Source organism: Curtobacterium flaccumfaciens UCD-AKU (assembly GCF_000349565.1).
Classification (GTDB): Bacteria; Actinomycetota; Actinomycetes; order Actinomycetales; family Microbacteriaceae; genus Curtobacterium; species Curtobacterium poinsettiae.
On the sequence record NZ_KB714631.1, the window covers coordinates 597,418 to 621,773 of the forward strand.

Below are 24,356 nucleotides of genomic sequence, written 5' to 3' on the forward strand. Positions count from 1 at the left end.
GGCGGGCCCCCGCCGTGGGGCGCCCCGCGCCAGCGACGGCCTGCTGCGCCTGGACACCGCCGGCACCGTGACGTTCGCGAGCCCGAACGGCCTGAGCGCCTTCAACCGGATGGGCTTCGAGGGGGAACTCGAGCGGAAGTCCCTCGCCGAGGTCACCACCGAGCTCATCGGCGCCCAGCTCGACGTCGACGAGTCCCTGCCGCTCGTGGTCACCGGCCGGGCGCCGTGGCGGGCCGACATCGAGTCGAAGGGCGTCACGGTGTCGCTCCGCTCGATCCCGCTCCGCGACCACGGTGAGCGCATCGGCGCCATCGTGCTCTGCCGCGACGTGTCCGAGCTGCGGCACCAGGAGCGCGAGCTCATCACCAAGGACGCCACGATCCGCGAGATCCACCACCGCGTGAAGAACAACCTGCAGACCGTCGCCTCCCTGCTGCGGATCCAGGCACGACGCACACACTCGGACGAAGCGCGGACCTCGCTGCAGAACGCCATGCGCCGTGTCGCCGCCATCGCCGTCGTGCACGACACGCTGTCGAGCGGCCTCAGCCAGACGGTGGACTTCGACGAGGTGTTCGACTCGGTCCTCAAGTTGGTCACCGAGGTCGCCGCGTCGCACAACACGACCGTGCACCCGAAGAAGACCGGTGAGTTCGGGGTGCTGCCCTCCGAGGCCGCGACGCCGCTCGCCCTCGGCCTCACCGAACTCGTGACGAACGCCGTCGAGCACGGGCTGGACGGCCGCGACGGTGAGGTCGAGATCGTCGCCCGCCGTTTCGACGACCACCTGGAGATCGAGGTCCGCGACAACGGCGTCGGGCTCCCCGAGGGCAAGGTCGGGTCGGGCCTCGGGACGCAGATCGTCCGCACGCTCATCCAGGGCGAGCTCGGCGGCACCATCGACTGGCACACGCTGACGGGCAGCGGCACCGAGGTGACGATCAGCATCCCGTTCCGCTGGCTGACCGCCCCCGCCGCCTAGTCCGAGCGCCGCACAACACCGGTGTTCACCGGTCGAACACCCGTGTCCCGGTGTTCGATGCGTGAACACCGGTGTTGTGCATGACGACCCTCGCGCATGCCGATCCCCGCGCGCACGACGACGCCCGCCGTCCCCGAAGGGACGACGGGCGTCGTGGTGTCAGACGACCGGGGTCAGGACGCGCGGCGGGCGCGAGCGGCGCGACGCTTCAGCGCACGACGCTCGTCCTCGCTGAGACCACCCCAGACACCCGAGTCCTGGTTGTTCTCGAGTGCGTACTGCAGGCACATCTCGGTGACCGTGCAACGCGCACAGACCGACTTGGCCTTCTCGATCTGGTCGACGGCGGGCCCGGTGTTCCCGACGGGGAAGAAGAGCTCGGGGTCTGCGGTGAGGCAGGCAGCCTTGTCACGCCAGTCCATGTGTGGTGCTCCTTGATGTCGATGCTCGAACGGCAGGCCGGGGCCGTGGTTCGGGGGATCGGAACGCTGACCATGCATGCGGCATGGAGGGGACAACTGTGGGGAGGAGTCCGCATGAAGCGAATCTGACGCCCGCGAGACGCTCGGGGGAGGAGCGATGAACCACGGGAGACGCACACCACATCGTGCCGTCCAAACGACCTCCAATATCGTTCCATACTGGTAGGGCCAAATCAAGGGTTCCGATGCTGGAGGATCACTGTGCACGACGACACCCCGAACGACACCGAACCCTCCGCCCCCGTCGCGCGCCGGTCGCCGGCGATGCTGGGGTTGCTCGTCGTGGTCGGCCTCGAGTTCCTCGCACTGGTGGTCGTGACCGTCGTGCTGGTCGTCGAACTGCTCGTCGCGCCGGCCACGAGCATCGCGTCGGGCATCGCCCTCACCGTCCTCGTCGCCATCGCTGCGCTCTGGCTCGGTGCGCTGCTGAACGGCCTGTGGCACGGCCGGTCGTGGGTGCGCTCGGGCATCATCGTCTGGCAGGTCCTGCAGGGCGCCATCGCGATCGGGGCGTTCCAGGGCGTCTTCCGGGTCGCCGCGGTCGGCTGGGTGCTGCTCATCCCGGCCCTGCTCGGCATCACGCTGGTGCTGTCGCGGTCGGTGACGGCCGCGCTCGCGCGCCCGGTCGAGTAGACGGTCTGGTCCGCCACACACAGGAGGCCCGGTGCCGGTTCTCGGAACCGGCACCGGGCCTCCGGTGCGTGGCCGGCTCTCAGACCAGGCCGAGCTTCTTCCGCAGGCTCGCCACGTGCCCGGTGGCCTTGACGTTGTAGAGCGGCAGCTGCACGGCGCCGTCCTCGCCGACCACGATCGTGGAGCGGATCGTGCCGGTGACGATCTTGCCGTAGTTGTTCTTCTCGCCCCAGGCTGCGTACGCCTTGTGCACGGCGAGGTCGGGGTCGCTCAGCAGCGGGAAGGTCAGCGCCTGCTCGTGCTGGAACGTCTTGAGCTTCGCCTGGTCGTCCTTCGAGACGCCGAGCACCTCGTAGCCGGCGGCCTGCAGCGAGGACATGTTGTCGCGGAAGTCACAGGCCTCGGTGGTGCAGCCCGGGGTGGAGGCCGCCGGGTAGAAGTACACGATGACCTTCTTGCCGCGCAGGGCGGCCAGGGAGTGCTGGACGCCGTCCTGGTCGGGCAGCGTGAAGTCGGGGGCGGTGTCGCCGGGGACGAGACGGTCGGTCATGGTGCTCCTGTTCGCGTCGTGCGCCCGCGAGTGGTCGTGGGCGCGCGAAACCCATGCTATTGTTGATTCCCGTTGCGGCACGGAAGCCGGAACATGCACCTCTAGCTCAATTGGCAGAGCAACTGACTCTTAATCAGTGGGTTCTCGGTTCAAGTCCGAGGGGGTGCACCGCAGGACGAACGCCCCGGCTCATCGAGTCGGGGCGTTCGTGCGTTCCAGGGGTCTTCGCGCTCCGGCACCTGGACACGCCCGAGGTGCGCCGGAGCGCAGAAGTCAGTCCGGACCGGGCTTCGGTCGGACCGGACGTCAGCCGGTGGGGACGTTAACGATCCGTTCCTCGCCGACGACGGGTTCGAGCGCGCCGGCCGACGCCGCGGCGAGGTCGGCGGTCAGCGCCCCGAGCGCGTCGTGGGGGACCCACACCTCGAAGGTCGCCGCCTGCCCGTACTCGGTCGGGCCGAGCGTCGCGTGGTGGTGCCGGACCCAGTCGCGCAGCACGTTGTCGAGCCGCCCGGCATCGGCGTGGTCGACGTCGAAGCGCACCTGCGTCAGGGCCTCGCGACGAACGGGCACGGCGGTGTCGAGCGCTTCGGAGACCGAGGTCGAGTAGGCCCGGACGAGCCCGCCCGCGCCGAGCTTCACCCCGCCGAAGTAGCGCGTGACGACCACGACGACGTCGGTCAGGTCGCGGCGGCGCAGGACCTCGAGCATCGGGACGCCGGCCGTGCCCGAGGGTTCCCCGTCGTCCGAGGAGCGGGCCTGGTCACCGAGCACGCCCGTGACCATCGCCGTGCAGTTGTGCCGGGCGTCCCAGTACCGTCGGCGGACCTCGGCGATCACGCGGTCGGCGTCCTCGACGCCGGACACGGGCGCCACGGTGGTGATGAAGCGCGACTTCGTGATGACGATCTCGTGCTCGATGCGTGCCGCGACGGTGGCGGGGAAGCGGCGGGGCATGCCCACGAGGGTAACGGCGCGGTGTCGGGTGTCCGCGCTAGCATGGCGTCCACGCGCCGGACCGACACCCCGCGCGGACACGGCTGGGGAGGAGTCCGAGATGGACACGGGTGATCTGAAGGGCGGGGCGCTCGACGCCGCCGAGCTCGCGCGCCGCCTCAACCTGCTCCTCGACTTCGAGGAGTCCCAGCGCGGTGCCCCCGTGCCGTTCGCCTCGATCGAAGAATACGTCGCGGCCCACGGCGGGTCCCTGTCCCGGGCCAAGTGGACCTACATGCTCTCCGGCGACGGCCGCCGCAACCGCGACACCGAGCTCCTGCGCCTGCTGGCCGGGTTCTTCGAGGTCGACGAACGCTTCCTGCTCGAGGACAGCGAGGTACCGGAACGCATCGGCGCCCAGCTCGCCCTCGTCCGGTCCCTGCGGTCCGCCCGCGTGAGCGGCTTCGCGGCGCGGACCTTCCCCGGCGAACTGTCGCCCGACGCGCTCCGACGCATCGCCGAGGTGCTCGAGGAGGAATCGCAGCGGGGGAGCGTCGCATGACCGACGCGCTCGTCGATGCGTTCTGGGCTCGTGGTGCGGCAGAGGGCTGGTCGGACGTCGACCAGGCCGTCGCTGCCGCGGCCGACGTCGTCGGCAAGCCGATCGTGGTGCGCGAGGAGTCGTTCCTGGCCGCCGAGCCCGTCTGCGGCTTCGTGGTCACACTCGAGCACGCGCACCTCGTGATGATCTCGCCGACCGCGTCGCCGACCTTCCGGTCGTTCGTCATCGGCCACGAGCTCGGCCACGTCCTGCACCGGCACCAGGAACACGCCCCGCAGAGCGCGTACATCCGCGACGTCATCCCCGACCTGCCCGAGTACAAGGTCGAACGGGCGCTGGCCCGTGGGCTGTTCTCGAACACGTACGAGCACGAGGCCGAGGTCTTCGCCGACCGCCTGGCCACCGTGATCCGCCAGCACCGCGGCCGCCCGAGTGCCTTCCGCGGGGTCTTCGGGTGATCATCGCCGTCGTCCAGGCGGTGCTGCTCCTCGTCGGGACGATCGTGCTGCTGGTCCTGCAGCGCGGGCAGGACCGCACCCTCGCGTTCACGTTCCTGCTCTTCGCCGCCACCATCGTCACGAACGTCGACCCGCTGTACCGCTGGCTCGATCCGCGGCTCGGTGGGTTCAACGTCGTGACCGTGATCAGCGACTGCCTCATGGTGGCCGGCACGAGCACGCTGCTGTGGGGCGTGGCGAAGGCGGTCGGGGCGGCACGACCCTGGCTCCGGAACGCGGTCCTGGTGTCCTTCGTGGTGGTGGTCGTGGTGGTCCTCGTCGCGTTCACCGTGCTCGACAAGCCCGCGACCACGACGACCTTCATGCTCGACGCCGGTTCGCACCCGGCGGCCACGGTCTACTCGATCGCGCAGACCGTCTACCTCGGTGTGGCACTCGGCGCGACGGGGTTCATCTGCGTGCTGCGCCTGCGTGAGGCCCGGACGACCACGGACCTGGTGGGGTTGTGGGTCCTGATCCTCGGCGGCGTGCTCGGGGTGGTCCGCATGGTCGTGGTCGTCGTGATGGACGTCGCCCACGTCGCCGGCGACCTGCAGGTCACGCACGCGCTCTCGCTGCCCTACGACGTCACCACCCCGGGAGCGGTGCTGTGCGTGGCGTCCGGGATGCTCCTGCTCGTGTTCGGGCACCGGATCTCGCGCCGACGCCGTGCCCGCAGGGTGGACGCAGCGCTGCAGCGTCTGGCGCCCCTGCACGAGCGGCTCGGGGTGGACAACGCCTACCCGCCGACCGACGACCCCGCGACGCTCCTCAGCCGCCGCATCGTCGAGATCAACGACGGGGTCCGCGGTGCACGGGCGTCCCTGACCGAGTCGGAGCGTGCCGTCCTCGCCGATGCCGAGGCAGCCCTCGAGACCGCGTAGCCGTTCGGTGCTCGACGCTGTGGGGCATGCCGTGTACAGTCTGTAGCAAGTGCTACAGATCCTGTGGCCTCGCCGGGTCGGGACTCGGCCGCGTTGGGGGCGGCCGAGCACCACCCGCCCGGTCTCGTCCCGGTCGTGGGTTGTCTAGGATCGGACCGTGCTCGTCTTCGCCGCAGTCGTCCTGTTCCTCGGTGCCGTGTTCAACGTCATCACCTGGCCGCGCTTCTTCCAGCGCGTCGCGAAGGACACGCGTGCCCGTGACGCCGCCGGCAAGCCGACGACGTTCTACACGGTGCACCTCGTGCTCCTGCTCGTCGCGCTCGCCATCGCCGTCGCCTCCGTCATCGCGGGGATCCTGCTGCTGGTCTGAGCCCGCGCAGGCGGGCTGCGCGGCCCTGGTCCGGACCACCGCCGGACAGGAGGCGCGTGGCGGTGCCGCCACGGGCCTCCCGTCCGCCCCTGGCCACGATCGCGGGCCGCTTCAGCCCTGCTTCAGCGGGGCACGGCAGGATCGGTGCCATGCGTGTGCTGGTGGTCGACGACGAGGTCCGGCTCGCCGATGGGGTGCGCCGCGGGCTCGAGGCCGAGGGGTGGGCGGTCGACGTCGCGAACGACGGCGTGGACGGCCTGTGGCACGCGCGGGAGTTCCGCTACGACGCGATCGTGCTCGACCTGATGATGCCCGGCCTGAGCGGCTGGGCCGTGTGCGCCCAGCTCCGTGCCGACGGTGACTGGACCCCCGTGCTGATGCTGACCGCGAAGGACGGCGAGTGGGACCAGGTCGAGGCACTCGACGCGGGGGCCGACGACTACGTCACGAAGCCGTTCTCGCACCCGGTGCTCGTCGCCCGGCTCCGGGCGCTCGTCCGCCGCGGCGCACGGGAGCGCCCCACGGTGCTGACGCTCGGCGACCTGGTGGTCGACCCCGCGGCGCGCACCGTGGCCCGGGGCGGGACCCAGGTCGAGCTGACCAGCCGCGAGTTCGCCGTGCTCGAGTACCTCGCACGGCACCCGGGGCAGGTGCGGTCGAAGCGGGACGTCATCGAGAACGTCTGGGACGTCGACTTCGAGGGGGACCCGAACATCGTCGAGGTGTACGTCGGGCACCTCCGTCGAAAGCTCGACCGGCCCTTCGGGCGTGCCGCGATCGAGACGGTCCGCGGCGCCGGGTACCGGTTGGCGGCCGACGGTGGCTGACGGGTCGAGCCCGGGCCCGCGTCCCGGCGTGAGCGGGGCCGCGCCGACCCGACCACGGCGCTTCCGATCGGTCCGCGCCCGGACCACCCTCGGCGCGGGGCTCGTCGTGCTCGCGGCCCTGGTCATCGGCGCGGTGGCGTTCGTCGTCGTGCTGCGGCTCGTGCTGCTCGACGGCGTGCGCACCTCGGCCGAGGCCGGGCTCGAGCAGGTGTCCTCCCGGGTCGAGGCGGACGGCGCGTCCGCGGTCACCGACTACGAGGACGTCCTGGTGCAGGTGATCGGCGACGGCGGAGCGGTCCTGGCGCACGGCGAGGACGCGGACGGCGACGCCCTGCCCACCGCCGACGAGTCCCGGTGGTCCCACGACGGTGAACGGTGGCTGCTCGTCGCGGACGACGTGGACCTGCCGGGCGGCGGCGAGGCGACGCTCGTCTACGGCGCCTCGCTCGACCAGGCCGACACCGCGGTCCGCACCGCCGTCGCGCTCCTCGCGGTCGGGGTGCCCGTGCTCGTGCTGCTGCTGGTGGCGGTCACCTGGGCCGTCACCGGGCGGTCGCTGCGGCCCGTGGAGCGGATGCGCACCGAGGTCGAGACGATCCGTGCCGCCCACCCGGACGCTCGGGTCGAGGTGCCGGACACCGGTGACGAGGTCGCGCGGCTCGCGACGACGATGAACGCGATGCTCGACCGCCTCGACCGGTCCGCGGAGAGCCAGCGGCGGTTCGTCTCCGACGCCTCCCACGAGCTCCGGTCACCGATCGCGTCGATCCGGCAGCACGCCGAGGTCGCCGTCGCCCACCCGGAACGCTCCGACGTGGCCGACCTCGCCGACGTCGTCAGGTCCGAGGCGGTGCGCCTGCAGGACCTCGTCGCCGGGCTCCTCGAGCTCTCCCGCCTCGACGAGGGCGGGATCCGGGCACGGCGCCCCGTCGACCTCGACGACCTCGCCCTCGACGCCGTGGCCCGCGCACGAGCACGGGCCACGACCGGGGCAGAGGCCGGGGCCTGGTCCGGACCGGACGGCGCCGTGCGCGCGGTCTGGGTGGACGGCTCGGCGATCTCGGCGGCGCGGGTCCTCGGCGACGAGCGCGTGCTGGCCGGAGTGGTCCGGAACCTCGTCGACAACGCCGTCCGGCACGCGAGCACCCGCGTCGCAGTCTCGCTCACCGAGCACGACGGGTCGGCGGTGCTCACGGTGGACGACGACGGCGCCGGCGTGCCCGAGGGCGAGCGGGAACGCGTCTTCGAGCGGTTCGTCCGTCTCGACGAGGCCCGCAGCCGCGATGCGGGCGGCGCGGGCCTCGGACTCGCCATCGTGCGGGACGCCGTCCGTGCGCACGGTGGTGACGCGACCGTCGTCGCGTCACCACTCGGCGGCGCCCGGTTCGTCGTCCGCATCGCACTCGGCGGCTGAACAGGTCGCTTCAGGCCTGCTTCAGCACCCCGACGAGATGCTCGTCACATGAACTTCCGCACCCAGCACCAGAAGCCGTCCGCCCGCCGCGTCGCCGCGTTCGCCGCCCTGCCGATCGTGGCGGCTCTCGCCCTCACCGGTTGCGCCAGCGACGACTCCGACGACGACACGGGCTCGGCCGGCTCCGGCTCGGTCGGCTCGTCGGCCACGGACTCCGCCGGCAGCGGCAGCGGCACCGGCTCGTCCTCGCCCGGCGCGGCGGCGGTCGGCTCGAACAAGGCCCTGCTCGCAGCGGTCGCCACCGCACGCGGCGAGGTCGGCTCGGGCACCGTCATCTCGGTCGAGCAGGAGCAGGGCGCCTCCGCCTACGAGGTCCTCGTCGTGACGAAGGACGGCACCGAGCACGAGGTGCACACGAACGCCGACGGCACCTCGGTCGCCGGCACCCCGCAGACCGAAGCCGGCGACGCGGACGACACGGCCGAGCACGAGCGCTTCGTCACAGCCGCCGACCTGAGCGTCAAGCAGGCCGTCGACGCCTTCCAGGACCTGCACGCCGGGACCGTCACCGAGCTCGGGCTCGACGACCACGTCGGCACGGTGGTCTGGGAGGGCGACGTGCTCGACTCGTCCGGCACGAAGCACAGCGTGCGCATCGACGCCGGCTCCGGTGACGTCGTCACCGACCGCGTCGACACCGACGACTGACCCTGCGTCCTCAGGACTCCAGCGGGGGCCCGAGCACCTTCCGGATCGCCAGCGCAGCGAGATGCTCGTCCGGGGTGTCGAGCAGCACCCGGTAGGTCTCCTGCTCCGCGACGAACTCGACGCAGACCGCGTCCTCGTCGCACGGCCCGAGGCGCCACCCCTGCACGGCGTCCATCGGCACCACCGTGCGTGCCTCGCGCTGGTAGTCGGTCTCGGCCTCGAGCCGGTCCGCGAACACCCGGAGGCGTCCGAACGCACCCCGCCAGCTGAGCTGCAGGTCGAGGGTGGGGGAAACAGAACGGTCCGGCACCCGCTGATGGTAGCGACGGGTGCCGGACCGTTCGTGATCGCGCGGTGCGGCCTTGCGTTCCGGGGACAACCGGGGCGTGCTAGACCCCGTCTCCGTTCCGGTCGTCGTCACGGCGGACCTGGGCAGCCGGGTTGCGGACGCCGATCGGGTACGGACCCGTGACGCCCTCGCGCAGGGCGGCGATGCGCAGGATGCGGTCGCGCTGCAGGAACCAGCCGACGATGAGCAGCGGGATGATGACCACGAGGGACGCGATCGTGTACGTGCCGACCGGGTAGTCGATCGCCATCAGGACGATGACCGAGGCGAGGAACGCCAGGGTCAGCCAGGCGGTGACCGGAGCGCCGGGCAGCTTGAACGAGGGTTCCTTCGCCAGACCCTGCTTGGCCCACTGGCGCAGCCGCATCTGGCACAGGATGATCGTGCCCCACGCGGTGATGATGCCGAGACTGGCGATGTTCAGCGCGATCTCGAACGCCTGCTTCGGGACGAAGTAGTTGAGCACGACACCCGCGACGGTGAAGGCCGCCGTGAGCAGGATGCCGGCGTACGGCACACCGCCCTTCGACATCTTCGTGGTCCACTTCGGCGCGGACCCGTTCATGCCCATCGAGTGCAGCGCCCGGCCGGTCGAGTACAGGCCCGCGTTCAGCGACGACAACGCGGCGGTGAGCACGACGAAGTTCATGATGCCGCCGACGATCGCGCCGACGTGCGGGTTGCCGAGCGACGAGAAGAACGTCACGAACGGGCTCTCGCCGTCCTTGTACGAGGTGTACGGCAGCAGCAGGGAGAGCAGGACGATCGACCCGACGTAGAACACCGCGATGCGGAAGACGACGGAGTTGATCGCACGCGGGATGACCTTCTCGGCGTTCTGCGTCTCACCCGATGCCGTGCCGACGAGTTCGATCGCGGCGTAGGCGAAGACGACGCCCTGGATCACGATCACCGCGGGGAGCAGCCCCTTCGGGAACAGCCCGCCGTTGTCACCCCAGATCGTGAACCCGGTCCGGACGGCCTCGCCACCGGCCTCGACGGGGAACGCGAAGACGAGCCAGACGATCGCGACGACCAGGAACGCCACCAGCGCGGCCACCTTGATCAGGGCGAACCAGAACTCGAGCTCGCCGAACACCTTCACGGCGACCATGTTCGCCGCGAGGACGACGATCAGGGCGATCAGTGCGAGCAGCCACTGCGGCGCCGCGGTGAAGGCGGACCAGTACTGCAGGTAGATCGCGACGGCGGTGGTGTCGACGATGGAGGTCATCGCCCAGTTCAGGAAGTACATCCAGCCGGCCGCGTACGCGAACTTCTCGCCGTAGAACTCTCGGGCGTACGAGATGAAGGACCCCGAGGACGGCCGGTGCAGCACGAGCTCGCCGAGTGCACGCAGGATGAAGAAGGCGAAGACGCCGGCGACCAGGTACGTCAGCGCGAGCGCGGGGCCCGCGGTGTGCAGTCGTGCGCCGGCACCCAGGAAGAGCCCGGTTCCGATCGCGCCGCCGATCGCGATCATCTGCAGTTGCCGGGGCTTCAGACCGTGCTGGTAGCCCTCCTGCTCGTGCGAGAAGTCGTTCGCCGGCGCTCGGTTCACACCCGTGTCGTTCTGCGCTGTCATGCGCGACAACCTACATGCGCTCCGGACCGGGCCGTCACGCAAACCCCCGTTCCGACGAACGGAAGCTGCTGAACGTCCGCACAGCCGACGGCGGCCCGAACCTGAACGACGGCCGTCGTCCGTTGCTTGCATGGAGGGATGGACATCCTCCTCCGACTGCTCGTCGCGACCGGGTTCGCCCTGCTCGTCACCGCCGTCGTCGCCCTCGTCCTGCACCTGGTCCTGCGGGCGGTCGCGCGCCGGGAACGCTGGGCCGGCGTGCTCTCTCGCCGGACGAAGCACCCGTTCCGGACCGTGCTGCTGGTGGTGCTGCTCTGGATCGCGTTCACCTCGAGCATCCCGCGGAACGCCGACGCCTACCCGTGGCGGGACGAGGTCGTGCACGGCTTCCTCATCGTCACGATCGCGGTCGGCTGCTGGCTCGCGTGCCACGTCGCGATCTTCCTCGAGGACCTCGGGCTGCACCGCTTCCGCATCGACGTGCCCGACAACCGGCAGGCGCGCCGCATCCGCACCCAGGTGCTCATCATCCGTCGGCTCACGGTCGCCCTGCTCGTCATCATCGCCGTCGGAGCGATCCTGCTGACCTTCGACGGGGTCGAGGCGGCGGGCGCGAGCGTGCTCGCCAGCGCCGGCCTCATCTCCGTCGTCGCGGGCCTCGCCGCGCAGTCCACACTCGGCAACGTGTTCGCCGGCATGCAGCTCGCCTTCTCCGGGTCGATCCGGGTGGACGACGTCGTCGTGGTCGAGCAGCAGTGGGGGCGGATCGAGGAGATCACGCTGACCTACGTCGTCGTGCACCTGTGGGACGACCGGCGGTTCGTGCTGCCGTCGACGTACTTCACGAGCACCCCGTTCGAGAACTGGACGCGGACCGGCAGCGAGCTCCTCGGCGCCGTCGAGTTCGACCTCGACTGGCGGGTGAGCCCGGCCGACATGCGCGCCGAGCTCGACCGGATCCTCGAGACGTCGACGATCTGGGACCGCCGGGTCAAGGTGCTCCAGGTCACCGACGCGGTCGGGGGACTGGTCCGCGTCCGCATCCTCGTGACGGCGCCGGACGCCGGCGGCCTGTTCGACCTGCGCTGCTACGTCCGCGAGGAGATGGTCGAGTGGATCCAGCGCACCCACCCCGACGCCCTGCCGGTGCAGCGGGTACAGCTCACCGAGCCGACGGCGCCCCGCCGACGTGGAAGCGGTCGCGCGACCGAGGGCGACTCGCAGCTGTTCGGCGACGACGAGCGCGGAGCGCTCTTCACCGGACCGATCCAGACCTCCGGCATCCCGGATTCCGAGCGCTGACCCGGTTGCGGCACCGGTTGCCGTGGACGGCACGGAAGACGGACGGGAGGCCCGGTGCCAGCTGGCACGCCTCCCTCGCAGGCTCGGTCGGCGCGCCCCGCGCAACGCTTCGCGTCGCCGATGAGCGGGGCGCCCGTCCGTCCGCCAGCGGGCCGCGACCGCGGCCCCTTCGGCCTTCCGACCTACTGGAGGGCCTTGACGGCGCGGTCGTCCTCGACGACCGTGCCGATGGCCACGATCGTGGTGGCGATCCACGCGACCCAGGTCAGCGCGAGCCGCCAGTCACGCGGTCCTTGTCGGGTGGTCTGCAGCACGCTGTAGCCGCTGATGAGCGAACTCCACACCGCACCGTTGAACATGAACTTGCGCACAGAGGCCTCCTGTCGTCGTGCTGACAACGCTACCGGCCCGTACATTGGAGCGCCGCCGGTCACCCGGCCGCGGCACCGGGTGAAGGAGCGTTCGTGCGTCAAGCGGTCATCGGAGCGGCCCTGCTCGTGGTCGGCGCGGTCTGCGTCGTGTTCGGGTTGCTGCCCCTCGACGACCTCGCCGTGCTCGCGGACCGGGTCCTGCCGGTCCTCGGGTTCGTGCTCGGGCTGACGATCGTCGCCGAGCTCGCTGCGGACGCCGGGGTCTTCGACCGCCTCGCCGACGTCGCCGCCCGGGTCGGTGGCGGGCGCACCATCGGCCTCTGGGGCGCGGTCGTCGTGCTCGCCGTCCTCTGCACCGTCTTCCTGTCGATCGACACCACCGCGGTGCTCCTCACCCCCATCGTGATCTCGCTCGCACGGCGCGTGGGTCTGCCCCCGATGCCGTTCGCGCTGACCACGGTCTGGCTCGCGAACACCGCGTCGCTGCTGCTGCCGGTGTCCAACCTGACCAACCTGCTCGCCGTCGACCGGATGGGGCGCGACGGCCCGCTGGCGTTCGCCGGGCTGATGGCCTGGCCCGCGGTCGCCGGTGTGGTCGTGCCGTGCGTCGTCCTGCTGGTGGTGTTCCGGGGCAAGCTCTTCGGCCGCTACACACCGGTGTCCGTCCGCAAGCCGAGCGACCCGGTGTCCTTCTGGGCTGCCTCCGCCGTGCTCGTCGCGCTCGTCGTCGCCCTGACCGCCGGGGTGACCGTGTGGATCGCCGCGGTCCTGGCCGCCGTGGTGCTCGTCGTGGTCGCGGCGTTCCGGTCGCCGTCCGAGCTCCGGGTGTCCCGCGTGCCGTGGTCCACCCTGGTGTTCGCCGCCGGGCTCTTCGTGGTGGTCGAGGCGCTGCACACGACCGGCATCACCGACCCGATCGTGCACGCGCTGCAGGGTGGAACCGGAACGGGGCCGCTGCTGCTGCTCGGTGGTGCCGGCGCGGTGGCGGCCAACGGCATCGACAACCTGCCGGCGTACCTGGTGCTCGAACCAGCTGCCGGGCACGAGGCCCTGCGGTACGCGGCACTGCTGATCGGTGTGAACGCCGGTTGCCTCATCACGCCGTGGGCCTCGCTCGCGACGCTGCTGTGGCACGCACGGCTGTCGGCCGAGGGTGTGCACCTGTCGTGGGGCCGGTACATGGCGCTCGGGTGCATCGTGGCGCCGCTCACCGTCGTCGCCGGGGTCCTGGCGCTCACCCTCTGACGCGGGCGGGGCCGTCGCTCAGAGCCAGTCGCGGGTCTTGAAGACGCGGTAGAGCACGAGCGACGACGCGGTGATGATCGCGAGCGACGCCCAGAGTCCGCTCCAGGCGCCCTCGCCCGGGAACGCGACGTTCTGCCCGAAGAAGCTCGTCACCCCGGTCGGGATCGCGATGATCGCCGCCCAGCTCGTGACCTTCTTCATCACGGTGTTCTGCCGGTTCGATGCCAGGTTCAGGGTCGTCTCCAGCACGCTCGACACGGCGTCGCGGAGCTGTTCGACCGAGTCGGCGATCGAGACGAGGTGGTCCTCGACGTCGCGGAAGTAGGGCCGGATGCCGTTCGAGATCGTCTCCGCGTCGCCGTGCAGCAACGACGCGACGCTGTCCCGCGTCGGCACGACCAGCCGCCGGAGCACCCCGAGGGTCTTGCGGAGCCGGAACGACCGTCGCTGGACCTGCTGCTCACGGGGATCGCCCGGCTCGAACAGGTCGTCCTCGAGCGCATCGATCTGCCGCTCCAGGTCCTCGACGGTGTCGGTGGCCCGGTCGACGACGGCGTCCAGCAGCGCCCACACCAGCCACGGCACGCCGTGTCCGGCCATGTCGGCGTTCGCGCTCAGACGGTGTTCCATCCGGGCGGTGTCGACGTCGGACCCGTGGATCGTGACGAGGGCGCGTTCCGTCACGAACGCCTTGACCTCGTGCGTGATCAGGTCACCGGCGTCGTCCGTACCGCCCACGTCGTAGACGACCAGGAACAGGCTGTCCCGGTACCGGTCGAGTTTCGGGCGTTGGCCGTGCTCGACGGCGTCCTCGACGGCGAGGGCGTGGATCCCGAGTTCTTCCTCGATCTGCTCGAGGTCGGCCGACGTCGGGTCGGTGTGGTCGATCCACACGAAGGTGTCCGGGTCGGCGACGAGGTCGGAGATCCGGTCGACGGGGAAGTCCCGCTCGACCGTGTCGCCCTTGCACCACGCCCGTGTCCTGACCATGTCCGTCAGCCTACTGAGACGGCCGACCCGCGAGGATCGCGGGTCGGCCGTCGTGGTGCCGGGGAGTCGGTGCAGCGACTCCCGTTCAGCCTGCGCCGATCAGTCGGCTCCTGCTCAGTACGCCGAGACGAGCTTGCCGTCCTCGACCTTCAGGTACTCGCTCACGCTGAACGAGTCCTCGCCGCGCTTCTTGTCACCGAGGTAGGACTTGTAGTCGTACGAGACGCTCCCGTCCTTCGTGCTCGTCACCATCACGGTGCCGGAGCGTGATGCCTCGACCTCCAGCTCGGGCATCGACGTGACGTCGTACCGCACGCCGCCGTCGGCGTCGTACGGCCCGTACCAGGGGCAGCCGCTCAGGGCGCGGAGCTCGGTCTTCTCGGCGCAGTCGTCGATCAGGTCGGACACGTACTGCTCGGCGTCCTGCTCGAGGGCCTTGGTGGCCTTCGGCGCGAAGTCGACGTAGCCGGACGAGACCGCCCCGACGCTCACCTTCTCGGTGCCGCCGGTGAAGTACTTCGACCCGCCGACCGAGACCTCGTAGCTGCCGGGGTAGGCGAGGGACGTGAACTTGCCGTCGCTGATCTTCCCGATCTCCTTGCCGCCGACGGTCACCGGTGCACCCTCGAGCACTTCGGACGCCGTCAGGGTCACCTGCTGGGCGAGCGGCTGCGTGACACGCCACTCGTCCTTCACCAGGAACGAGGTGCCGGTCCGGCGCAACGTCACCTGACCGGAGCGGTTCTTGCCGTCCTGCGTGTAGCTCAGGGTGGCGATCGCCGAGTCCCCGGTCTGGGCGACCCGCCCGACGTGGATGTCGGACGGACGGTCCTTCGCGCTCCGCAGCACCTTCGTGTCGAGCATCGCGGCGTCGTCCGGCACGTCGCTCAGGTCGGCGGCGGTGTCGGCGTCACCGCTGGCGATGGCCTGCACGTACGACTTGACCGTCGGGGCCGGGCCCCACACGTTGGCGCGGAGGACGCTCGTCGTGACCGCACCCGCGACGACGACCACGATCACGGCACCTCCGGCGATGAGCGAACGGACCAGGATCTTCTTGGCCCGCGGGGACATCGGGGCGGGGGCCGGGGCGCCGCCGCCGATGAACGGCTGCGACCCGTACGCCGGCTGGCCGCCGGACTGCGGCTGCGCACCGTAGGGCGGCAGGTTGCCCGCGCCGTAAGGCGGCTGCGACCCGTACGCGGACTGCGGGGCGGACCCGGACGGCGGGTACGGCGCCTGCTGGTCGGCGGCCGGGGGAGTGGTCCACGCGGCGGCAGCCGGATCGCCGGCAGCCGCCGGAGCACCCGATGCACCGGGAGCATCCGGCACACCGGGCGCGGCAGGCGCACCGGGAACGGTCTGGTCGGCGGGAGCCGCCGGGGCAGCGGGCATGCCCGTGTCGGCGGGGGCTGCGGCCGGGAACGCCTGTGGCACCACGGGGCGGGGGTCCGCCCCGACCACACGCGACGTGCGGAGCACCACGGCACCGCCGAGACGGGGCAGGAGCACCGGGGCCAGGTACCGGGCGACGACCTCGATCGCGCCACCCCACAGGGCGAAGACGATCGGCGTCCAGGGCGCGATGCCGATCGACCCGGACCCGTCCACCGAACTCGTGCTGCTCACCTGGTACGAGACGACCCCGGTGCCGAGGACGAAGAACAGCAGGCCGAGTGCGAACCACACGAGCGGCGTGACGACCCAGTCCAGTGTCGAGCGCATCCGGTCGTTGCGGCGGACGGCGAGTGCGAGCCCGGCCATGATCGAGGTGACGACGACGAACAGCACGACGAGCCAGGTCCAGCCACCCGCTCCGCCGAACACCGAGGCGGTGTCGCTGGCGGACCCGAAGCCGGACGTGCCCACACCACCGAAGAACCCGAGCGCCGTGAGCCCGATCGCGACGTTGCCGAGCAACAGCGGCAGTGCGGAGCCGTAGGAGGGCTGGGCGATGAGCGCGACGACGATGACGACGACGGCGACCAGCACGACGAGGACCGTCAGCTGCGACGCGGCGACGCGGAGCGTGCCGAGCAGACGGACGGCGAAGACGCTGCGACCGGCGAGCACGGAGGGCCGAGCGAGGAGCGCCGCCAGGGCACCGATGACGAACGCCCCGAGGATGCTGCCGACACCGACGGCGTGCACCGGCTCGATGACCGCACCGGACACCGACGGGAACCGGATCGCGAACAGTGCGGCCGCGACGTTCGTGAGCACCGTGGTCACCAGACCGGAGACCACCGCGGTGACGAGCACCTGGGAGCGACCGAGTGCACGGCTGCGGATCCGCCGGGTGAGCACGACGGCCAGCACGACCTGCGCGGCGAGCACCAGCGCCGGCACCACGGCGAGCGAGCCCGATCCGGAACCGAGGAACCCGATCGACCCGGACAGGTGCAGCCGGCCGAGGTCGGCGAGGGCGACGAGCTGCGCCGGCGCACCGAGCAGGACGCTCACGCCGGAGAGCAGGGACTCCACGTCGGGGGCCTGACCCGCGCCGAGGTCGGTGCCGGACCCGGTGGACGGAGCGGCCGAACCGCTGCCGCCGGACGCGAGCAGCCCGACGGTGATGAGCAGGGAGAGCCCCGCGACGACGTAGGCCGCGACCCAGCCGCCGACGGCGGCGAGGACGGCCGCCAGCCAGTCGCGACCGGACACGGACCGCAGGAAGCGACCGAACGCATCGGACGGCTGCGCGGCGGGGGCGGGCTGACCCGGCCACTGTTGCGGGCCTCCAGGCTGCTGTTGCTGCTGCCAGGCGGGCTGGCCGTTCCAAGCTGGCTGGCCGGGGCCGGGCTGGCCGTTCCAAGCCGGCTGGCCGGGGCCGGGCTGGCCGCCGGGCTGCGACGGCGGGACGGGCTGGTTGGGCGGGTTCTCGCTCACGGCTGGGGGTCCTCTCCGACCGGGAGGCCGGCGCCGCACTCCAGCACCCGTGTCCCCCCGACACGTGCCTGCAGCGTAGCGGAACCGCCGATCGCCCGTGAATGTGCTGTCCCCACGCTGGTAACTTCGGCAGCGCACCCGGCGCAGCACGCCGGACCCGGGTCGCCGGACCCGGCACACCACGCCGGCCGACGCACCGACGCACCCGACGCACCCGACGCACCCGGCTCCGGCCGGGCGGAACGGAGATCACACCACCCCATGCCTGCAGACCGCACCGAACAGACCCGCTACTCGTTCGTCGTCGCCTCCAACCGTCTCCCGGTGGACCGCGTCGTCGACCAGGACGGCAACGAGGGCTGGCGGCACTCGCCCGGCGGCCTCGTCACCGCCCTCGAACCCGTGATGCGCGCGAACGACGGAGCCTGGGTCGGCTGGGTGGGGCAGGCCGAGGTCGAGGTGGCACCGTTCGACAACGAGGGCATCCACATCGTGCCCGTGCCGCTCTCCGACGACGACGTCGAGGAGTACTACGAGGGCTTCAGCAACGACACGCTCTGGCCGCTGTACCACGACGTCATCGAGCACCCGAGCTACCACCGCGACTGGTGGAACGCGTACAAGCGGGTCAACGAGCGCTTCGCCGAGCAGATCGCCGAGATCGTCGAGCAGGACGGCATCGTCTGGGTGCAGGACTACCAGCTGCAGCTCGTGCCGGCCCTGCTCCGGGCGAAGCGTCCCGACCTGACGATTGGCTTCTTCAACCACATCCCGTTCCCGCCGGTCGGCATCTACGCACAGCTGCCGTGGCGTGCGCAGATCCTCGACGGGCTGCTCGGCGCCGACGTCATCGGCTTCCAGCGTCACGACGACGCCAGCGACTTCCTGCGCGCGGTGCGGCACATCAAGGGCTACACGACCAAGGGCACCACGATCGACGTCCCCGTCGACGACCCGGCCGCCCCGCGCAGCCGAAAGGGCATCACGGTCCGTCACGTCGAGGCACGGCACTTCCCGATCTCGATCGACGCCGAGAGCTTCGAGGCGATCGCCCGCAAGCCCGAGGTGCAGGAGCGTGCGCGGGAGATCCGCGCGAGCCTCGGCAACCCCAAGACGGTGCTGCTCGGCGTCGACCGGCTCGACTACACCAAGGGCATCCGGCACCGCATCAAGGCCTTCGGTGAGCTGGTGGAGGACGGCCGCATCGCGGTCGAGGACGCCACCCTCATCCAGGTCGCGAGCCCGAGCCGCGAGCGTGTCGACTCGTACGCGGCGCTCCGCGACGAGATCGAGCTGAGCGTCGGCCGCATCAACGGCGACCTCGGTGTCATCGGCCACCAGCCGATCTCGTACCTGCACCACGGCTACCCGCGCGAGGAGATGGTGGCGCTGTACCTGGCCGCCGACATCATGCTCGTCACGGCGCTGCGGGACGGCATGAACCTCGTCGCGAAGGAGTACGTCGCCGCCCGGTTCGACAACGACGGCGTGCTGATCCTGTCCGAGTTCGCCGGGGCAGCCGACGAACTCAAGCAGGCCGTGATCGTCAACCCGCACGACATCGGTGCGCTCAAGGACTCGATCGAACGTGCGATCCAGATGCCGCGTCGCGAGCGGTCGACGCGCATGCGTGCGCTCCGCAAGCGGGTCCGCGACAACGACGTTGCGCGCTGGTCGCGCTCGTTCCTCGAGGCGCTCGACCGCCACGCGCCGCGGAACGCCCAGATCGACCCGTCCGCCGCCGACCCGCGCGAGCAGCACCGTGAGGCGCAGACCGACAACATGTCGATCTTCGACCAGGACGCCCAGTCCGCCAGGGCTGCCGAGGACACCCGGGAGGCACGTGATGACTGAGACCACCACCGACCAGTCCGCCATCGACGCGGCCCTCGAGACGCTCGCGGCTGCGCCGCGACTCATCGTCGCCCTCGACTTCGACGGCACGCTGGCCCCCTTCGCCGACGACCCGTCGCAGGTCGGGGCGCTGCCCGGCTCGTGGGCGGCGGTGCTGACCCTGCACCGCGCGAAGGACACCGAGGTGGTGCTGGTGTCCGGGCGTCCCCTCGGCAGCCTCGCCGAGGTGACCCACGCGCCCGAGGACATGGCGCTCGTCGGCTCGCACGGCGTCGAGTGGCGCGTGGACGGCCACGACGAGGCCGCGCTGACGGACGACGAGGTCGATCGTGTCGCACGGATCGGTGCGGCGCTCGACGAGGTCGGGGCACGGTTCCCGGGCGTCGTCATCGAGCACAAGCCCGCCGGGCACGGGGTGCACACCCGACGTGTCTCCGCCGAGGTCGCAGCCGAGGCGGACGCGGCGGCGAGCCGTGCTGCGCACGAGGCCGACCCCGAGGTGCTCGAGCGCGGTGGCAAGGACATCGTCGAGTTCGCGGTGCGGCACGTCACGAAGGGTGACGCCATCGCCCGGCTCCGCGACCTGCACGGCGCCGACGCGGTGTTCTTCGCCGGCGACGACGTCACCGACGAGGACGCCTTCCGCGTGCTCGGCGACGGCGACGTCGGGGTGAAGGTCGGACCGGGCGAGACCCGGGCCGGGTACCGCATCGCCGACCCGGCGGCACTGACCGGGGTCCTGAAGCAGCTGGCGAGGCTGCGCGCCACCCGCTGATAACGGCCCCCGAGCATGAGAAAGCACGGGGGTGGACGGCTGGTATCCCAAACCGTCCTAGACTCATCCCATGCCTGATATCGACGTCAAGCCGCGCAGCCGGGTCGTCACCGACGGGATCGAAGCAACCACCTCGCGTGGCATGCTGCGGGCCGTCGGTATGGGAGACGAGGACTGGAGCAAGCCGCAGATCGGCATCGCGTCCTCGTGGAACGAGATCACGCCCTGCAACCTGTCGCTCGACCGTCTCGCACAGGGTGCGAAGGAGGGCGTGCACTCCGGTGGCGGATACCCGCTGCAGTTCGGCACCATCTCCGTCTCCGACGGCATCTCGATGGGCCACGAGGGCATGCACTTCTCCCTCGTCTCGCGTGAGGTCATCGCGGACAGTGTCGAGACCGTCGTCAACGCCGAGCGCCTCGACGGCACGGTCCTGCTCGCGGGCTGCGACAAGTCGCTGCCCGGCATGCTGATGGCCGCCGCACGCCTCGACCTGGCGAGCGTCTTCCTGTACGCGGGTTCGGTCATGCCGGGCTACGTGAAGCAGGCCGACGGCACGATGAAGGAAGTCACGATCATCGACTCCTTCGAGGGCGTCGGCGCGTGCAAGGCCGGCACCATGAGCGAGGAAGAGCTCAAGAAGATCGAGTGCGCCATCGTCCCCGGCGAGGGCGCCTGCGGTGGCATGTACACCGCGAACACGATGGCCTCGGTCGCCGAGGCCCTCGGCATGTCGCTGCCGGGTTCGGCTGCTCCGCCGAGCGCGGACCGTCGCCGTGACTACTACGCGCACCGCTCCGGCGAGGCCGTGGTGAACATGCTCGAGCACGGCATCACCGCACGCCAGATCCTCACGAAGGAAGCCTTCGAGAACGCGATCGCCGTCGCGATGGCCCTCGGCGGTTCCACCAACGTCATCCTGCACCTGCTCGCGATCGCCTACGAGGCCGAGGTCGAGCTGTCGCTGGACGACTTCAACCGCATCGGCTCGAAGGTCCCGCACCTGGCCGACATGAAGCCCTTCGGCAAGTACGTCATGGTCGACGTCGACCGCAACGGCGGCATCCCCGTGATCATGAAGGCGCTGCTCGACGCGGGCCTGCTGCACGGCGACTGCATGACCGTGACGGGCAAGACCGTCGCCGAGAACCTCGCCGAGATCGACCCGCCGGCACTCGACGGCGAGGTCTTCCGCACCCTCGACAACCCGATCCACGAAACCGGTGGCCTGACCGTCCTGCAGGGTTCGTTCGCACCCGAGGGTGCCGTGGTGAAGACCGCGGGCTTCGACGCCTCGGTCTTCGAGGGCCCGGCTCGTGTGTTCGACCGTGAGCGCGCGGCGATGGACGCCCTGACCGAGGGAGGTATCCAGAAGGGCGACGTCGTCGTCATCCGCTACGAGGGCCCCAAGGGCGGCCCAGGCATGCGCGAGATGCTCGCCATCACGGCGGCCATCAAGGGCGCCGGCCTCGGCAAGGATGTACTACTCTTGACCGACGGTCGATTCTCAGGCGGCACAACCGGCCTCTGCATCGGCCACATCGCACCGGAAGCAGTGGACGCAGGTCCAGTCGCTTTCGTTCGTGATGGCGACCGCATCCGTGTCGACATCGCGGCTCGTTCGCTCGACCTACTGGTCGACCCGGCCGAGCTGGAGGCCCGCCGTGACGGCTGGGCCCCGCTGCCCCCGCGCTACACCCGCGGAGTCCTCGCGAAGTACGCCAAGCTCGTCAAGTCCGCTGCCCAGGGCGCGGTCACGGGCTAGCGTCCGACACCCGCACCACCGCCACCACTCAGGCAAGGACCACTCATGCCCACGGAAGCAACTCCGTTGTCCGCGGCCGCCGGTGCACGCCGGTCGCCGGAGATCCTGACCGGCTCGGGAGCCGTCCTCCGGACGCTCGAGCACCTCGGGATCACCGACGTCTTCGGCCTGCCCGGCGGAGCCATCATCCCGTTCTACGACGAGCTGATGGCGTCCACCACGATCCGGCACATCCTCGTCCGTCACGAGCAGGGCGCCGGCCACGCCGCCGAGGGCTACGCCTCGTCGTCCGGCAAGGTCGGCGTCGCCATCGCCACGTCGGGTCCCGGCGCGACGAACCTCGTCACCGCCATCGCCGACGCCTACATGGACTCGGTGCCGTTCATCGCGATCACCGGCCAGGTGTTCTCGACGCTGATGGGCACCGACGCCTTCCAGGAAGCGGACATCGTCGGCATCACGATGCCGATCACGAAGCACTCGTTCCTGGTGACCGACCCGGCCGACGTGCCGGCGACCCTCGCCGCGGCGCACCTCATCGCGACGACCGGTCGCCCCGGCCCGGTGCTGGTGGACATCACCAAGGACGCGCAGCAGAAGTCCGCGCCCTACGTGTGGCCGCCCAAGCTCGACCTGCCCGGCTACCGCCCGGTCACCAAGGCGCACGGCAAGCAGATCACCGCGGCCGCCCAGCTGCTGTCCGAGGCGCAGCGTCCGGTGCTCTACGTCGGCGGCGGCGTCATCCGCTCCGGTGCGACCGCCGAACTCCTCCGCTTCGCCGAGGCGACCGGTGCGCCGGTCGTCACGACGCTGATGGCGCGCGGCGCGTTCCCGGACTCGCACCCGCAGCACCTCGGCATGCCCGGCATGCACGGCACGGTGCCGGCGGTGCTCGGCCTGCAGGACAGCGACCTGATCGTCGCCCTCGGTGCCCGCTTCGACGACCGTGTCACCGGCAAGGCCGACGAGTTCGCGCCGGACGCCAAGGTCGTGCACGTCGACATCGACCCCGCCGAGATCTCGAAGATCCGCTTCGCCGACGTCCCGATCGTCGGCGATGCCCGCGAGGTCCTGGTCGACCTGCTCGACGCCTGGGGTGGCATCGCGGTCGAGGACCGCGCCTCGACGGAGGAGTGGTGGGCGAAGCTCCACCAGCTCAAGACCGACTTCCCGCTCGGGTACGCCGAGCCGACCGACGGGCTGCTCGCCCCGCAGGGCATCATCAAGCGCATCGGGGAGCTCTCCGGCCCCGAGGCCGTGTACGCCTCCGGTGTCGGGCAGCACCAGATGTGGTCCGCGCAGTTCATCAAGTACGAGCGGCCCAACGCCTGGCTCAACTCCGGCGGTGCCGGCACCATGGGCTACTCGGTCCCCGCGGCGATGGGGGCGAAGGTCGCCCAGCCCGACCGCGTGGTCTGGGCGATCGACGGCGACGGCTGCTTCCAGATGACGAACCAGGAACTCGCGACCTGCGTCATCAACGACATCCCGATCAAGGTCGCGATCATCAACAACTCGTCGCTCGGCATGGTCCGGCAGTGGCAGACGCTGTTCTACGACGGCCGGCACTCGTTCACCGACCTCGAGACGGGGCACGCCTCGCGCCGTGTGCCGGACTTCGTGAAGCTGGCCGACGCGTACGGTGCCCTCGGCATCCGCGTCGAGAAGGCCGACGAGGTCGACGCCGCGATCGAGCTCGCCCTCGCCACCAACGACCGTCCGGTGGTCATCGACTTCGTCGTGAGCCGTGACTCCATGGTCTGGCCGATGGTCCCGCAGGGCGTCAGCAACTCGTCCATCGAGTACGCCCAGGCACTCGCGCCCACCTGGGACGACGAAGACGCCGACATGACGGGAGAAACCGCATGAGCCACGTCCTCTCCCTCCTCGTCGAGGACAAGCCCGGTCTGCTGACCCGTGTCGCGGGACTGTTCGCCCGACGCGGGTTCAACATCGAGTCGCTCGCCGTCGGCAACACCGAGGTGGACGGCCTCAGCCGGATCACGGTCGTCGTCGACGTCGAGGACCTGCCGCTGGAACAGGTGACGAAGCAGCTCAACAAGCTGGTGAACGTCATCAAGATCGTCGAACTGGACTTCTCGCAGTCGGTCCAGCGCGAGCACATGCTCGTGAAGGTGCGCGTCGACAACCAGACGCGTTCGGCGGTGCTCGAAGCAGTGAACCTGTTCCGTGCCCAGGTCGTCGACGTGGCGACCGACTCCCTGATCGTCGAGGTGACCGGCGACCCCGGCAAGATCCAGGCGATCCTCCGCGTGCTCGAGCCCTACGGCGTCAAGGAGCTCGCCCGTGCGGGTCTCCTCGGCATGGGCCGCGGACCGAAGAGCATCACCGATCGGGTGCGCTGAGCGCCCGTCACACCCTTCCC

The 24,356-nt window shown here is 70.8% G+C and carries 24 protein-coding genes and 1 tRNA gene; 17 read left to right on the plus strand and 8 right to left on the minus strand.

The genetic code is table 11. The features are described from left to right. A partial coding sequence (locus H489_RS0120060) for a sensor histidine kinase (RefSeq protein ID WP_031260619.1) occupies positions 1–982 on the plus strand: 982 nt, incomplete at its 5' end. Between the two features lie 173 nt (positions 983–1,155). Here the strand turns inward: H489_RS0120060 and H489_RS36335 are convergent. Continuing rightward, positions 1,156–1,404, minus strand: a complete 249-nt coding sequence (locus H489_RS36335) for a WhiB family transcriptional regulator (protein ID WP_017888820.1) — start codon at positions 1,402–1,404, stop codon at positions 1,156–1,158. Between the two features lie 261 nt (positions 1,405–1,665). On the opposite strand from H489_RS36335, the gene H489_RS36340 reads away from it, so the two are divergent. Further along, positions 1,666–2,097, plus strand: a complete 432-nt coding sequence (locus tag H489_RS36340) for a hypothetical protein (protein ID WP_017888821.1) — start codon at positions 1,666–1,668, stop codon at positions 2,095–2,097. A 79-nt stretch (positions 2,098–2,176) separates the two neighbouring features. Here the strand turns inward: H489_RS36340 and bcp are convergent, their stop codons facing one another. Continuing rightward, positions 2,177–2,647: a thioredoxin-dependent thiol peroxidase gene (bcp, locus tag H489_RS36345; RefSeq protein WP_017888822.1), complete on the minus strand. Its 471-nt coding sequence runs from the start codon at positions 2,645–2,647 to the stop codon at positions 2,177–2,179. A 95-nt stretch (positions 2,648–2,742) separates the two neighbouring features. Between bcp and H489_RS36350 the strand changes: the two genes are divergently transcribed. Next, positions 2,743–2,815, plus strand: a tRNA-Lys gene (locus H489_RS36350). A 138-nt stretch (positions 2,816–2,953) separates the two neighbouring features. Here the strand turns inward: H489_RS36350 and H489_RS36355 are convergent. Continuing rightward, a complete protein-coding gene (locus H489_RS36355; protein WP_031260621.1) occupies positions 2,954–3,604 on the minus strand; it encodes a YigZ family protein in 651 nt (216 codons plus the stop codon). Between the two features lie 100 nt (positions 3,605–3,704). On the opposite strand from H489_RS36355, the gene H489_RS36360 reads away from it, so the two are divergent. From H489_RS36360 to H489_RS0120065, 7 genes are all read left to right on the plus strand, one after another. Beyond that, entirely contained in the window at positions 3,705–4,145 is a 441-nt protein-coding gene (locus H489_RS36360; protein ID WP_017888824.1) for a hypothetical protein, read from the plus strand. Beyond that, on the plus strand, positions 4,142–4,603 hold the full coding sequence (locus H489_RS36365) for an ImmA/IrrE family metallo-endopeptidase (protein ID WP_017888825.1): 462 nt from the start codon (positions 4,142–4,144) through the stop codon (positions 4,601–4,603). The genes H489_RS36360 and H489_RS36365 overlap by 4 nt, the downstream gene beginning before the upstream one ends. After that, positions 4,600–5,526 carry a hypothetical protein gene (locus tag H489_RS36370; protein WP_017888826.1) on the plus strand — a complete coding sequence of 309 codons (927 nt, stop codon included), beginning with the start codon at positions 4,600–4,602 and terminating at the stop codon, positions 5,524–5,526. The genes H489_RS36365 and H489_RS36370 overlap by 4 nt, the downstream gene beginning before the upstream one ends. Positions 5,527–5,683: 157 nt before the next feature. Further along, positions 5,684–5,896, plus strand: coding sequence for an SCO4848 family membrane protein (locus tag H489_RS36375; RefSeq protein WP_017888827.1), 213 nt, complete (start codon positions 5,684–5,686; stop codon positions 5,894–5,896). 149 nt (positions 5,897–6,045) lie between these two features. Beyond that, positions 6,046–6,723: a response regulator transcription factor gene (locus H489_RS36380; RefSeq protein ID WP_017888828.1), complete on the plus strand. Its 678-nt coding sequence runs from the start codon at positions 6,046–6,048 to the stop codon at positions 6,721–6,723. A gap of 28 nt (positions 6,724–6,751) precedes the next feature. Then, entirely contained in the window at positions 6,752–8,137 is a 1,386-nt protein-coding gene (locus H489_RS36385; protein ID WP_017888829.1) for a sensor histidine kinase, read from the plus strand. 48 nt (positions 8,138–8,185) lie between these two features. Next, a complete protein-coding gene (locus tag H489_RS0120065; RefSeq protein ID WP_017888830.1) occupies positions 8,186–8,845 on the plus strand; it encodes a PepSY domain-containing protein in 660 nt (219 codons plus the stop codon). A gap of 10 nt (positions 8,846–8,855) precedes the next feature. Here the strand turns inward: H489_RS0120065 and H489_RS36390 are convergent, their stop codons facing one another. Both H489_RS36390 and H489_RS36395 read right to left on the minus strand, forming a co-directional pair. Next, entirely contained in the window at positions 8,856–9,155 is a 300-nt protein-coding gene (locus tag H489_RS36390; RefSeq protein ID WP_017888831.1) for a hypothetical protein, read from the minus strand. Positions 9,156–9,234: 79 nt separating this feature from the next. Continuing rightward, positions 9,235–10,779, minus strand: a complete 1,545-nt coding sequence (locus H489_RS36395) for an amino acid permease (protein WP_017888832.1) — start codon at positions 10,777–10,779, stop codon at positions 9,235–9,237. Between the two features lie 138 nt (positions 10,780–10,917). Between H489_RS36395 and H489_RS36400 the strand changes: the two genes are divergently transcribed. Next, positions 10,918–12,081, plus strand: a complete 1,164-nt coding sequence (locus H489_RS36400) for a mechanosensitive ion channel family protein (RefSeq protein ID WP_017888833.1) — start codon at positions 10,918–10,920, stop codon at positions 12,079–12,081. Between the two features lie 182 nt (positions 12,082–12,263). Here the strand turns inward: H489_RS36400 and H489_RS36405 are convergent, their stop codons facing one another. Further along, entirely contained in the window at positions 12,264–12,452 is a 189-nt protein-coding gene (locus H489_RS36405) for a hypothetical protein (protein ID WP_017888834.1), read from the minus strand. A gap of 93 nt (positions 12,453–12,545) precedes the next feature. Between H489_RS36405 and H489_RS36410 the strand changes: the two genes are divergently transcribed. Next, positions 12,546–13,697 (plus strand): SLC13 family permease, encoded by a 1,152-nt coding sequence (locus H489_RS36410; RefSeq protein ID WP_017888835.1) that lies wholly within the window; start codon positions 12,546–12,548, stop codon positions 13,695–13,697. 18 nt (positions 13,698–13,715) lie between these two features. Here the strand turns inward: H489_RS36410 and H489_RS36415 are convergent, their stop codons facing one another. Both H489_RS36415 and H489_RS36420 read right to left on the minus strand, forming a co-directional pair. Next, complete coding sequence (locus H489_RS36415; protein ID WP_017888836.1) at positions 13,716–14,687, minus strand: magnesium transporter CorA family protein; 972 nt, start codon at positions 14,685–14,687, stop codon at positions 13,716–13,718. A gap of 114 nt (positions 14,688–14,801) precedes the next feature. Beyond that, positions 14,802–17,576, minus strand: coding sequence for a hypothetical protein (locus tag H489_RS36420; RefSeq protein WP_152427359.1), 2,775 nt, complete (start codon positions 17,574–17,576; stop codon positions 14,802–14,804). A 261-nt stretch (positions 17,577–17,837) separates the two neighbouring features. Here H489_RS36420 and otsA point away from each other — a divergent pair, with 261 nt between their 5' ends. The 5 genes from otsA to ilvN all read left to right on the plus strand — a co-directional run bounded on the left by otsA (position 17,838) and on the right by ilvN (position 24,336). Then, positions 17,838–19,430 (plus strand): alpha,alpha-trehalose-phosphate synthase (UDP-forming), encoded by a 1,593-nt coding sequence (gene otsA / locus H489_RS36425; protein WP_017888838.1) that lies wholly within the window; start codon positions 17,838–17,840, stop codon positions 19,428–19,430. Next, the gene (gene otsB, locus H489_RS36430) at positions 19,423–20,205 is read left to right on the plus strand and encodes a trehalose-phosphatase (RefSeq protein WP_017888839.1); all 783 of its coding nucleotides are present in this window, start codon (positions 19,423–19,425) and stop codon (positions 20,203–20,205) included. Before otsA ends, otsB begins: the two co-directional genes overlap by 8 nt. 70 nt (positions 20,206–20,275) lie before the next feature. Continuing rightward, positions 20,276–21,970 carry a dihydroxy-acid dehydratase gene (gene ilvD, locus H489_RS36435; RefSeq protein WP_017888840.1) on the plus strand — a complete coding sequence of 565 codons (1,695 nt, stop codon included), beginning with the start codon at positions 20,276–20,278 and terminating at the stop codon, positions 21,968–21,970. Between the two features lie 45 nt (positions 21,971–22,015). Next, positions 22,016–23,839, plus strand: a complete 1,824-nt coding sequence (locus tag H489_RS36440; protein WP_031260624.1) for an acetolactate synthase large subunit — start codon at positions 22,016–22,018, stop codon at positions 23,837–23,839. Further along, a complete protein-coding gene (gene ilvN / locus H489_RS36445) occupies positions 23,836–24,336 on the plus strand; it encodes an acetolactate synthase small subunit (protein WP_017888842.1) in 501 nt (166 codons plus the stop codon). Before H489_RS36440 ends, ilvN begins: the two co-directional genes overlap by 4 nt. The last annotated feature ends 20 nt before the right edge of the window (positions 24,337–24,356 follow it).

Excerpts from the sequence above, each read along its gene's own strand:
- H489_RS36335 (WP_017888820.1), bottom strand. The coding sequence starts at position 1,404 with ATGGACTGGCGTGACAAGGCTGCCTGCCTCACCGCAGACCCCGAGCTC.
- bcp (WP_017888822.1), bottom strand. The coding sequence starts at position 2,647 with ATGACCGACCGTCTCGTCCCCGGCGACACCGCCCCCGACTTCACGCTG.
- H489_RS36355 (WP_031260621.1), bottom strand. The coding sequence starts at position 3,604 with ATGCCCCGCCGCTTCCCCGCCACCGTCGCGGCACGCATCGAGCACGAG.
- H489_RS36360 (WP_017888824.1), top strand. The coding sequence starts at position 3,705 with ATGGACACGGGTGATCTGAAGGGCGGGGCGCTCGACGCCGCCGAGCTC.
- H489_RS36365 (WP_017888825.1), top strand. The coding sequence starts at position 4,142 with ATGACCGACGCGCTCGTCGATGCGTTCTGGGCTCGTGGTGCGGCAGAG.
- H489_RS36380 (WP_017888828.1), top strand. The coding sequence starts at position 6,046 with ATGCGTGTGCTGGTGGTCGACGACGAGGTCCGGCTCGCCGATGGGGTG.
- H489_RS0120065 (WP_017888830.1), top strand. The coding sequence starts at position 8,186 with ATGAACTTCCGCACCCAGCACCAGAAGCCGTCCGCCCGCCGCGTCGCC.
- H489_RS36395 (WP_017888832.1), bottom strand. The coding sequence starts at position 10,779 with ATGACAGCGCAGAACGACACGGGTGTGAACCGAGCGCCGGCGAACGAC.
- H489_RS36400 (WP_017888833.1), top strand. The coding sequence starts at position 10,918 with ATGGACATCCTCCTCCGACTGCTCGTCGCGACCGGGTTCGCCCTGCTC.
- H489_RS36415 (WP_017888836.1), bottom strand. The coding sequence starts at position 14,687 with ATGGTCAGGACACGGGCGTGGTGCAAGGGCGACACGGTCGAGCGGGAC.
- otsA (WP_017888838.1), top strand. The coding sequence starts at position 17,838 with ATGCCTGCAGACCGCACCGAACAGACCCGCTACTCGTTCGTCGTCGCC.
- otsB (WP_017888839.1), top strand. The coding sequence starts at position 19,423 with ATGACTGAGACCACCACCGACCAGTCCGCCATCGACGCGGCCCTCGAG.
- ilvD (WP_017888840.1), top strand. The coding sequence starts at position 20,276 with ATGCCTGATATCGACGTCAAGCCGCGCAGCCGGGTCGTCACCGACGGG.
- H489_RS36440 (WP_031260624.1), top strand. The coding sequence starts at position 22,016 with ATGCCCACGGAAGCAACTCCGTTGTCCGCGGCCGCCGGTGCACGCCGG.
- ilvN (WP_017888842.1), top strand. The coding sequence starts at position 23,836 with ATGAGCCACGTCCTCTCCCTCCTCGTCGAGGACAAGCCCGGTCTGCTG.